Genomic DNA, 12,202 nt, shown 5'->3' on the forward strand with positions numbered 1-12,202 from the left:
ATCTATATTTTAATTAATTATGAAAATAAACATTATCAATATAAACGGTATTATTTCCAGAAGGCGCGCCTACATAAATTAACTGCGCAATGTGTGCTCGCGTGGTTAATCCTGTAAAAGAGCTCAACGGAATATCTAAACTTACCCAAGATCCTTTTGCTGGTGAAGGAATTGTGATTTCATGTTCTACATCATCTCCACCTCCAAAAGCTCCATTAGCTCCAAAATCGACTAATTTTATTTTGAATTGTGTAAAATCTGAGGACCAAACATCAGTATGAAAATGGGTCATCGCAGTAGCATTTATAGGAGTTGTAGTTGCTTCTATACCAACAAAATCCAATGCACTATATTTTTTCGTCGCATTTCCATTAATGCTTAAATCCGTCAAGGTAGCACTTGACCAAGAAGTTCTCCAAGTGTTAACAGGAACATTTGTATAAGCATCGCTGAACATAGAAATTACTTTAGATGCTGCTAGAGTTGGAGTTGGCGCTGCCGTAATAGAACCGGCTTTATTGTAAAAGAAAACATTATCTACATAGACAGTTGTACTTCCAAATGGTGCACCTACAAAAATTAACTGTGCTATATGACTGCGTGTCGTCAATCCAGTGAAATCACTTAATGGAATATCTAAGCTCACCCATTTTTCCTTAGCGGGATTAGCGATTGTAATTTCATGTTCTTTATCATCCCCTCCACCAAAAACACCATTAGCTCCAAAATCAACTAATTTAACTTTAAACTCTGTAAAATCAGATGACCAAATATCGGTATGGAAGAAAGTCATTGCCGAAGCATTTATAGGAGATGTAGTCGCTTCAATACCCACAAAACCTAATGAACTGTACTTTTTGGTTTTGTTACCACTAATATCAATATCTTCTAAATTTGCCTGTGACCATGAAGTCCTCCAAGTGTCAACCGCAACATTTGTATAACTATCGCTAAACATAGAAATAACATTTGCTTCAGGAATAGTAGGCACAGGAGCAGCAAATAAATTAGTTACTGTTACACTTTGTATTTTTTGTGTCGTAGCAACCCCTCCGCTTAATGCTACCACTTTTACTTGATAGGTTCCCGGATTTAAATACGTATGTGTAATCACTTCATCTTGCATGAAATCTACCGGAACTTCATTCGCTACATCTCCAAAATAAACTTGAAAGAATGTCTCTAACTCCGCATTAGCGGTTACGCTAATCGAAAGATTACTTCCAATAGTTATGGTCGGTTCAAAATTTGTCGGTGCCAAAAAAGAGACTGTTACCTCTTGAATAGTTTCGGTTTTTTTACCGTTAATAGTTACACCTACTATTTTTGCCTGAAATTTACCTTCTTTATATTTGTGAGTAATAGTAGCTCCAGGATTTACATAAACAGGAACTGTCGTTGCATCTCCAAAATAAATTTCGAATTGAGTTACACCTTCTCCTTTTGGTAAAAAAGTAACATTTCCTGAGTTATCTTGTGTAATGGTTGTCAAGGCAGATATATTTGAAGGTGCATTAACGCCGTCTAGATCTACGTCATTATTTTCATCTGAACATCCCAAAAGGATAGTTAGCACAAAAATACTTAGTATTAATTTTAAGTTTTTCATATTTAAATAATATTAGTTTTTAGTATCCAGGATTTTGTGTCCAATTTCCATTAGCAAATTGAATTTCCTCAATAGGAATAGGAAACAATTCATTTTTGTTGGCTTTAAATCCAGTAATTTCCTGAGCTGCTTTACCAGTACGTACTAAATCGAAGAAACGGTGTCCTTCACCAACTAATTCCACTCTTCTTTCTGCTAAAATAAAGTCAGTCAAAGCTGCTCCAGAAGACGAAATATCATGATTCAAATCACCAAAAGCACGTCTTCTAACTTGGTTCAAATAACCTCTTGCTTTAGTATCATCGATTCCACCGCGATTGTAAGCTTCGGCCGCCATCAAAAGAACATCTGCATAGCGAATGGCTCTGTAATTATTAGGATTTGTAAGATTTAAATCTCCTTGCGCATTGGCACTTCTTTTTCTTGGAATGTATTTTCTATTAAAAAAACCGGTGTGTTCATATCCTTTTCCGAAAGTTGCACCTGTTGAAGCTGCCCAAGCTTCGATGTCTAATATTGCTACCGCTTTTCTTCTGTCTCCGGCTTCAAATGCATTTACGACTTTCTGAGTTGGCACATTAAAACTGAAACCTGACGTAAATAAATCGCCTGAATAATTTCTTGGTCCACTGAAACCAACCGCTACATTTCCTTCACTACATTGGAGACATCCAAAACCTGCACCTTCCACATCTGTATATTGTACTTCAAAAACTGATTCTAATCCATTTTCTCCAGCATTTTCAAAAATAGTATTGTAGTCTGAAACCATTGAATAGGCAGATGTTCCAATTAAACTTTCGAAGGTTGACGCCGCTTGTGGGTATTTATTCTGGTACAAATAAGCCTTTCCTAATAATGCTAATGCTGCGCCTTTCGTTGCTCTTCCTTTTTGGGATGCTGTTGCAGATAAGTTTTGAGAAGCAAAGATTAAATCAGCTTCAATGGAGGCATATACTTCTGAAACGGATGAACGCGGAATTATTTTCTCATCACCAGAACTGAATCTTGCATCCCCTTTCAATGGGATTCCACCAAACCATTTTACTAATTCAAAATGATAATAGGCTCTAAGAAAACGGGCTTCACCAATCACTTGATTTTTCCCTTCAAAATCAGTTTTGTCTTTGAATTCCAAAATGTAATTAGCTCTTTGAACTCCTGCAAACATCCAGTCCCATAAATTTTTTAGATTACTGTTCACTGGTGTGTGAATCATATCGTCAATTTGCTGAAAACCAGGAGTATCTGATTGACTTTCGCCTCCGGCCAAAGTATTATCTGAAGCTATTTCGCCTAACAATGCATTCAGATATGTAGTTTGCAACAAATCATACGCTGCAATTAAAGCGTTGTCATAATCTGATTTTGAATTAAAATAATTCTCAGAATCAATCGAATATTCGATAGGTCGATCTACAAAATCATCACTACAGGAAATGGTTACTGTTGAGAAGATTGTTATCGATATAAGGGTAATAAATAGGTGCTTTTTCATTTTAATACGAATTAAAAATTAATGTTTAAACCTAATAAATAGGTTCTTGGGATTGGATAAAAACCATAGTCAATTCCTCCGCCAATTGGAGCTCCATTAGAAGCACCCGGATCAAAACCTTTGTACTTTGTAAATGTGTATAAATTATTTACACCTGCATACAAACGTAGTTTTGTGATTCCTGCTTTTTCAGAAAAGTTAGAATTTATTGAATATCCCAATTGCATGTTTTGGATTCTTAAATAAGAAGCATCTTCAACAAAATAACTGGAGAAAGTAGAATTTCCTGTAGCACTTGTAGTCACTCTTGGAGTAGTATTAGTACTTCCTTCGCCGGTCCAACGGTCTAAAACATAATTAAGTCGATTGACATCGGTAAGATTTCTTTCGTAATTTCTTACCATATCATTCCCTACTGAAGCAAAAGTATAGACTGCAAAATCAAAATTTTTGTAATTCATTTGTAAATTGAAACCCATTGTAGCATCAGGAATTGGATTTCCAATATTCATTCTGTCATTAGAGTTAAGAATTCCATCTCCATTCACATCTACAAATCGAAGGTCTCCAGGACTGGCGTCAGCACCCAAAGATAATTGAGACGGGTGTGCATCAACTTCTGACTGGTTTTGAAAAATTCCGTCTGTTTTATAGCCATAAAAATAACCTATTGGCTGACCTACTTCCATTCTTGAAGGTGCTTGTTGGCCTACGCCAAATGAACCTCCTTCTATATATCCTATTCCGTTGTTTACGGCTAATACTTCGTTTTTAAGGAACGTAACATTGTACCCAACACTCATCGAAAAATTCTCCGAGAATTTGTTCTTGTAATCTATTGCAAACTCTAATCCTGAGTTTCTTACCGTTCCTGCATTGATTGTTGGTGAACCTGCACCAGGAGCTGCTGTTCCGTTGATTCCTGAAACAGGTATAAATGGGATTAATAAATCGGCTCTTGTATCAATAAAATAATCCGCAACAATAGAAACTTTATTTTGTATCAATTTAAGATCTAAACCAACGTCAAATTTTCTTGCTTCTTCCCATTTCAAATTTGGATTTGGAATTTGTCCTGTAGCTAAACCATTCACTAAAACATCATCAAAAACGTACGTCGCTTCTCCGCTTAGTTGTGAAACATAACCATTGTTAGGAATTTGGTCATTTCCTAAAGTACCGTAACTCCCTCTCAATTTCATGAAGTTTATTAGTTTGTCTTCTCCAAAAAAGCCTTCATCAGAAATTACCCAACCCGCAGTAAATGATGGAAAATAACCCACTTTATTTCCAGGTCCAAATTTTGTAGAAGCATCACGTCGTATCATCGCAGAAAAAAGGTATTTCCCTTTGTAATCATATTGTGCTCTTGCAAAATAAGAAAGTCTTCGTTCGTCATAATTATACGAACCGTTTGGTACGGTTTCAGAAATTCCTTTGGTCAATGCTATATCTGCAAATTCCCATGAATTGTAAGGAACATCAAATCCAGTAGCAAATAATCCGTTTCCATATTGTTTGAAAATAGTATTTCCCACTGTCGCCACTACATTATGGTTTTCTCCAATTTTCTTAGTGTAAGTTCCAAATAAATCAAATGAATAATCATTATCATTAATAGCGCTTTGGGAAACCGAACTTCTCAAAACATCAAATACTTTATCCGAAGGATTTATCCAATATAAAATTTGCTTGGCAAACGATTTAGACTCACTGTTTGAAGTATTAAAACCAATAGAACTTGAAATCGTAAAATCTTTGAAAACCTTGTAATCCAATCCAAAATTACCATTGACTTTCTTGAAGTTGTAGTCATTATAAGTATTGGCAATTTGAGCCAATGGATTTATAATTTCAATTCCTAACCCAGTATTTGTAGGCACTTTAGTAAAATCACCATTCGCATCATAAGGAGTTAATGTTGATGGAGTATTCAAAGCATTGAACAAAATAGAACCTAAACCACCTTCGTTTAATGATTTTCTATTAAAATAAGTGTAGATTACGTTTGTTTTCAGTTTCAATTTATCGGTAACATCAGCACCTACAGAAACTCTTGCCGTATTTCTTAAAAAACCAGATTTACTTTCGCCAATAATTCCTTCCTGATCTAAATGAGAACCACTTACCGCATAGGTAATTTTATCAGATCCACCAGAAAATGAGATGTCATGATTGATAATAGGAACACTGGTACTGAAAACTTCATTTTGCCAATTTGTTCCTTTACCTAAACCAGAAACATTAGGAAAAGGAATTGAGTTTCCACCATTAGCATAACTTTCATTCAATAATAAGGCGTATTCAGTAGCATTCAACATAGGTAATGTTCTTGACGTTTCCTGAAAACCTGTATAAGTGTTGTAACTAATTTTTGATTTCGAATTCTTTTTCCCGGATTTTGTCGTGATAAGAATAACCCCATTTGCACCAATAGTACCATAAATAGCTGCTTGAGCATCTTTTAAAACGGTGATAGACTCGACATCATTTGGATTTAACAATCCAAGTTCTCCAACATATCCATCGATGATAGTTGTAGGTCTATTTTCACCATTAGTTGCAATACCTCTGATGCGAATATCCAAAGCTGCACCTGGAGCACCCGAAGTAGTTGTAACATTTACTCCTGAAACAGTTCCTTGTAAAGCTTGCTCAATTTTAACCGGTTTTAAAGCTTCCAACGTTTTACTGTCTACCACAGAAACTGCTCCTGTTACTTCTCGCTTTTTTTGACTTCCATATCCAATTACTACAACTTCATCCAATACTTTAGAATCCTCTTGTAACGAAATAGAAAGAGCACTATTATTAGATACTACTTTATATTCTAAATTTTTATATCCTAAATATGAAAATATTAAAGTTGCTCCAGAGGAAACTCCTTTTAGAGAAAAACGACCATCCATATCTGTCGCCGTCCCAATAGTTGAATTTTTAACTTGAACATTTACTCCTGGTATAGGTAAACCAGAACCGGTTTCTTTAACAACTCCTCCTACATCATATCCTTGGGCAAAACCAAAAGAGGATAGAAGTAGAAAAAGGATTAGTAGATAGTTTGACTTCATAATTTATATTTTTTGTGAATTATAAAATTAATCGGATGAACTAATAATAAATTAAAAAGAACCTCTACAAAAAACATACAATGCAAAAAATCACTTGTTTAATTCATAATATTTAAAAAAGGGCTGAGAATTAAGAAGAAATTAAGAAATTCAGATTTTCTCTAAAACAAAAAAACCACAACAATAACGCTATTGTTGTGGTAATGTATAGTTTTATCTGTAAAATATAGAAGGAACTATACAGCTAAAATGTACTCTACAAGTCCTTGTTCGTGCGACAATTCCATTTTCTTACGCAAACGATATCTTTTTATCTCAACGCTTCGTACAGAAATATTTAACAAAGGTGCCACTTCTTTTGAGGAAAGATTTAATCTCAAGTAGGCACATAATCGCAAATCGTTTGGAGTTAAGGATGGATGCGCCAATTTCATCTTTTTCAAAAAGTCTTTATCGGCATTATCAAAAGCTTCTTTGAATACACTCCAGCTATCCCCTTCAGTTATGTTCTTATTTATTGTAGAGATGACTGATTTTATACTTCTGTTGCCATCATCTGGTGTTTTCTTTAAATCATCTTTGATAAAAGCCAACAACTCATTTTTACTGTTCAAACTCATCGTAGAAACAGCCAACTCTCTATTTTTAGTATCTACATCTTGAGAAAGCTGTTCGTTTCTAATGCGCATTAATTCCTGCTCGTTTTCAAGTTCTTTAATCTCTAATAACAAATTATTCTCTTCTATCAATTTCTCTTTTTGTTTTTGATAGTAATTTTTATAGGTCTTATGAATAAATCGAGCCATCACAATCACAAAAACAAAATAGAAAAAAAGAGCAACATTAGTTAAATACCAAGGTTTTTCAACAGTAAAAGTATATATAGCTGTATATTCTAAAGTTGAATTTACAAATTTAGCTCTCACCTTAAAAGTATATTCCCCAGGAGGCAAATTTTTAAAATTCACTGTTGGTTTTGCGCTCCATTCGCTCCACTCCTCTTGAAATCCTTCTAATAAATATTGAAATTCAGCATTGATGTATTTATTAAATTCAGGAACCGTATAATTAATGGTTATATTATTTTCATCATATTTAAAACTGCCTTCTTCCTGAATGGAACGGTTTTCAGAGCTTTCATTTAGTTTATTTGTTGTAATTGCGGAAATAGAGACGTTATGATTTTTAAAACTTAATTCATTAAGATTCAAAATATAATATCCATCAGTAGTTCCTATCAAATAATTAGAATTGGAAATTTGAGTAATATTTTCATAGCCTAACATCGAATTCGTTAATGAAGCTGGAATAGGAATTACATTTTGCTTCAGTTGATTACTTAGTTTACTCAATGAAAAATAATGGATGTAATTCTTTGAAAACAACCATATTTTATTGGAATTATCCACAATCAATTTTCCCGAAGTATATTCATCTTTTTCGAAAACAGAACTTAATAAATTATCCTTACTGAATTGTTTTGTCTTCTCATTCAATTTAAAAATACCTTCTTTATTAGCATAGTAAATTATGTTGTTGAACTTAGTTAGACTGGCATTTTTACCTTTTTCTGGTGTTTTATAGGTCACAAAAGGTTTTGTTTTTGACAGTTTCCCATCTAATTCCAGCCTGTAAACTCCTTTATATTCGTGACTTACATATACATTCAAAGTATTAGTGATTTCAAAATATTTTGAGGAATAATCAAATCCTGCAATTTTATTTCTAAAACTCCATTGATTATTCGTTTTTTCCAAAACAGAGATTCCGTAGTAATTCCCTTGAAGTAAAAGCCCTTTTTGATTGGGGACTGTTTCAAATTTCCAAGTTCCTGATGCTGAAAATATATTTTTTGCAACAGCGTTTTCAATCACAAATGTTCCTGAATCATGACCGCAAAAAAGCGTTCCATCGTACTCAAACAAAGACCAAACCTGCCCTTTAGTTCCGTTTACAAATTTGAATTCATCATTAGTCAGATAGTTTTTATAAAACAAACCTTGATTGGTTCCTACATACAAATTACCTTTATAAAGTTTTGATGTATAGACGGTTCCTAAAATTCCAGTGTCATCAACAAAATTTTGTATGGGAGATTGCAGATTAATGCAATTGATTCCGTTGTCCAATCCTACCCAAAGATTCTTGTCGGCATCTTCAAATAAAGATAACGCTGTATTATTACTCAACCCTTTGTTTTGATTGATGTGATATTTAATTCTCCCGTTATTGTTTAAGATAAAAATCCCATTAGAGACTGTTCCCAAAGCAAAACTTCCATCCGATAGCAATTGACTGCTATACACGCTACTGGATGCTAATTCCGAGTCCACTTCGGTAGTAAATTTAGTCAAAACAGTTCCTGTAAGTTTATAAAATCCATTCAGCTGAGTCTGGATTAAAAGGCCTTCATCAATAGCAAAAACGTTGACAATCCTATTGTTTTGTAGAATAGGATTATTAGATACCAAGCGCCCTTTTCCGCTTTCAATTTCAAAAAGTCCTTCATTTATACTTTGAAAATAAATTGCATTTTTTGTACGGAACGATTTAGTAATATTGTTTTTGGGAGCAATGATTTTGAAACCACCTGTTTTGGTATCATAAATATAAATTCTGTCCAAAGATTGAAAAATCACCCATTGTTCATAGTTCAATATGTTCCAAAACTGTTCGTCATTAAGAATTTGAGTTTTTATTGTTTTACTGAGCGAAGTGTATTTTAGTTTTCCATTTGCCTGCCTTGTCCAGAAACCAAACTCCATGTAGCAACCCGTATAAATTTTAGTTCCAATCACTTTCACAGAACGAACAATAGTCTCGTTTGGTGACGGATATAATTCCCAATTTGAGCCGTTAAATTCCAATAATCCTTCATTATTAGCAAAGAAAACAGAATGATTTTGATCCTGCGAAATCATCCAATTCTGGTTTCCCGCACCATAAGTGGTTGAGGCATATTTTACAATTGGTGGCAATTCTTGAGAAAAAGCACAAAAGGACATTAAAAAAAGAAAAATGTATAGTTTTGTTTTCAATGGTATGGTGAAGTTAATTTTTTTCAAAAATAATCTTAAAAATACTATTTTTTTAGATGATAGAAAACATAAAAACTATACAAGAAGAAAAATCACTTATCAACCACACTTTTAATCATTATTTGTGACTTGTTGAATCCTTTTAGTCAGTTGAAAATTGATTACTTTTGTAAAAATTATCATTTTTATGCAAGTTGACCTTTCGAAATTAGATCCAAAGAAAAATATCATCATAAAAGGCGCACAAGTACATAACCTAAAAAATGTAGATGTTGCGATTCCCCGAAATAAATTAGTGGTTATTACAGGACTTTCAGGTTCTGGAAAATCAAGTTTGGCTTTCGATACTTTATATGCCGAAGGGCAACGCCGTTATGTAGAAAGTTTATCTTCGTATGCGAGACAATTTCTTGGACGATTGGATAAACCAAAAGTGGAATACATCAAGGGAATTGCTCCTGCGATTGCTATCGAACAAAAAGTAAATACAACAAATGCACGTTCTACAGTAGGAACTTCAACCGAAATATACGATTATATAAAATTGCTTTTTGCCAGAATAGGCAGAACATATTCTCCTATTTCTGGTCGTGAAGTCAAAAAAAATACGGTGACTGATGTGGTTACCGATGTAAAAACTTTTGAATTAGAGAGCAAATGGTTGCTTCTTGCTCCTATTCATTTAGAAGAAGGACGAAAACTGGAAGACAAACTAAAAGTACTTTTACAACAAGGTTTTGCAAGGATTTTGATCAATAATGAAATGGTACGTCTGGACGAAATAGACCAACATTCTTTAGAAAATAAAGACATCAAGCTTATTATTGATAGGATTGTGGTTAATCCCAACACTTCGGGAGAAGAAGAGTTCTACAATCGATTGGCTGATGCAGTTCAAACTGCTTTTTTTGAAGGAAAAGGAATTTGCTATTTACAAGAATTAAACTCTGATAAAAAGTATTCGTATTCCAATAATTTCGAATTGGATGAGATTACATTTTTGGAACCAAATGTACATTTATTCAGCTTCAATAATCCGTATGGAGCATGTCCAGTATGTGAAGGATATGGCAATATTATAGGAATTGATAGCGAATTAGTGGTGCCAAATACGACTTTATCCGTTTTTGAAAATGCAATTTTCCCTTGGAGAGGTGAAAGCATGAGTTGGTTTCGAGACGAATTAGTCAATAACGCGTACAAATTTGATTTCCCAATCCACAAACCATATTACCAATTATCTGAGGATCAAAAAGAACTGATTTGGAATGGAAACACCTATTTTCAAGGTTTAAATGATTTCTTCAAAGAACTGGAAGAAAAGAATTATAAAATTCAAAATAGAGTGATGCTTTCTCGTTACAGAGGAAAAACCAAATGTCATTCCTGCAAAGGAAAACGCTTGAGAATTGAAGCTTCCTATGTAAAAATTAATTCAAAAACAGTTTCTGACTTAGTTGATTTACCCATTAAACATTTGGTTACTTTTTTCGAAAATATTGATTTAGATGTTTATGAAAAACAAATAGCCAAACGATTATTGGTGGAAATTAACAACCGTTTGTCATTTTTAACCGAAGTAGGATTAGATTATCTGACATTAAACAGAAATTCAGCTACACTTTCCGGAGGAGAATCACAACGTATCAATTTAGCGACTTCGCTTGGAAGTAGTTTAGTGGGTTCTATGTATATTTTAGATGAACCTAGCATTGGTTTACACCCAAAAGATACAGAACGCCTGATAAAAGTACTGTTATCGTTACGAGATTTAGGAAACACGGTTATTGTGGTAGAACATGATGAAGATATCATGAAAGCCGCAGATATGATTATTGACATTGGTCCGGAAGCAGGTACTTTTGGAGGTAATCTGGTAGCTCAAGGCACGTATGATGAAATATTAAAATCCACTTCACTGACAGCAAAATATCTGAATGGTGATTTAGAAATTTCGGTTCCAAAAAAACGTAGGCTTTTCAAGAATTTTATTGAGATAAAAGGAGCACGAGAAAATAATTTACAGAATATAAATGTTACTTTTCCACTAGATGTACTAACGGTCATCACCGGAGTTTCGGGAAGCGGAAAAAGTACGCTTGTTAAGAAAATCCTTTTTCCAGCGATGCAAAAAAAGCTGGAGAATGTGGGTGAAAAAGCGGGACAGTTTACTGAAATGACCGGTTCTTTTTCGCAAATCAAGCATATTGAATACGTAGATCAAAACCCGATAGGAAGAAGTTCCCGTTCTAATCCTGTAACGTATATCAAAGCGTATGATGATATTCGAGAATTGTATGCCAAGGAAAAACTATCAAAAATAAGAGGCTACCAAGCCAAACATTTTTCTTTTAATGTTGATGGTGGAAGATGTGAAACCTGTAAAGGAGAAGGTTCCATAAACGTAGAAATGGTTTTCATGGCCGATGTACAATTGCCTTGTGAAACCTGTAACGGGAAACGCTTTAAGAAAGAAGTTCTGGAAGTGGCTTTTGAAGGCAAAAACATTCACGATATACTCACGATGACAATAGATGATGCTATTGCTTTTTTTATCGCCAATAAACAAGCTAAAATCACTCAGAAATTGCAACCTTTACAGGATGTTGGATTGGGTTATGTGCAATTAGGACAATCATCTTCTACACTTTCCGGTGGAGAAGCACAACGTATAAAACTCGCTTCATTCCTAGTAAAAGGAGCCACGAAGGACAAAGCTTTATTTGTTTTTGACGAACCCACAACTGGATTGCATTTTCATGATATCAAAAAATTATTGGCTTCTTTTGATGCTTTGATAGATAAAGGTCACTCTATATTAGTAATTGAGCACAACCTTGATTTAATAAAATGTGCAGATTGGATTATTGATTTAGGACCTGAAGGCGGAGAAAATGGAGGAAAATTATTAGCCGTAGGAACTCCTGAACAAATTGTAAAAATAAAAGATTCAGTTACTGGAAAATACCTGAAGGAAAAATTATAA

The 12,202-nt window shown here is 34.0% G+C and carries 5 protein-coding genes; 1 reads left to right on the forward strand and 4 read right to left on the reverse strand.

Annotated elements, in window-relative coordinates:
* Window positions 1-13: 13 nt before the first annotated feature.
* The 4 genes from ACNQF8_RS11190 to ACNQF8_RS11205 form a co-directional block, all read right to left on the reverse strand.
* Window positions 14-1,609, reverse strand: a complete 1,596-nt coding sequence (locus tag ACNQF8_RS11190) for a PKD domain-containing protein (RefSeq protein ID WP_417953510.1) — start codon at window positions 1,607-1,609, stop codon at window positions 14-16.
* A gap of 19 nt (window positions 1,610-1,628) precedes the next feature.
* Complete coding sequence (locus ACNQF8_RS11195) at window positions 1,629-3,107, reverse strand: RagB/SusD family nutrient uptake outer membrane protein (protein ID WP_417950177.1); 1,479 nt, start codon at window positions 3,105-3,107, stop codon at window positions 1,629-1,631.
* 11 nt (window positions 3,108-3,118) lie between these two features.
* Entirely contained in the window at window positions 3,119-6,178 is a 3,060-nt protein-coding gene (locus ACNQF8_RS11200; RefSeq protein WP_417953509.1) for a SusC/RagA family TonB-linked outer membrane protein, read from the reverse strand.
* A 236-nt stretch (window positions 6,179-6,414) separates the two neighbouring features.
* A complete protein-coding gene (locus tag ACNQF8_RS11205) occupies window positions 6,415-9,183 on the reverse strand; it encodes a helix-turn-helix and ligand-binding sensor domain-containing protein (RefSeq protein ID WP_417983519.1) in 2,769 nt (922 codons plus the stop codon).
* Window positions 9,184-9,403: 220 nt separating this feature from the next.
* Here ACNQF8_RS11205 and uvrA point away from each other — a divergent pair, with 220 nt between their 5' ends.
* Window positions 9,404-12,202: an excinuclease ABC subunit UvrA gene (gene uvrA, locus ACNQF8_RS11210; RefSeq protein ID WP_417950181.1), complete on the forward strand. Its 2,799-nt coding sequence runs from the start codon at window positions 9,404-9,406 to the stop codon at window positions 12,200-12,202.

It is taken from the genome of Flavobacterium labens (assembly GCF_048286755.1).
Classification (GTDB): domain Bacteria; phylum Bacteroidota; class Bacteroidia; order Flavobacteriales; family Flavobacteriaceae; genus Flavobacterium.

Bases quoted from the DNA above. Each gene is read 5' to 3' on its own strand.
- ACNQF8_RS11190 (WP_417953510.1), bottom strand. From the start codon at position 1,609: ATGAAAAACTTAAAATTAATACTAAGTATTTTTGTGCTAACTATCCTT.
- ACNQF8_RS11195 (WP_417950177.1), bottom strand. From the start codon at position 3,107: ATGAAAAAGCACCTATTTATTACCCTTATATCGATAACAATCTTCTCA.
- ACNQF8_RS11200 (WP_417953509.1), bottom strand. From the start codon at position 6,178: ATGAAGTCAAACTATCTACTAATCCTTTTTCTACTTCTATCCTCTTTT.
- ACNQF8_RS11205 (WP_417983519.1), bottom strand. From the start codon at position 9,183: ATGTCCTTTTGTGCTTTTTCTCAAGAATTGCCACCAATTGTAAAATAT.
- uvrA (WP_417950181.1), top strand. From the start codon at position 9,404: ATGCAAGTTGACCTTTCGAAATTAGATCCAAAGAAAAATATCATCATA.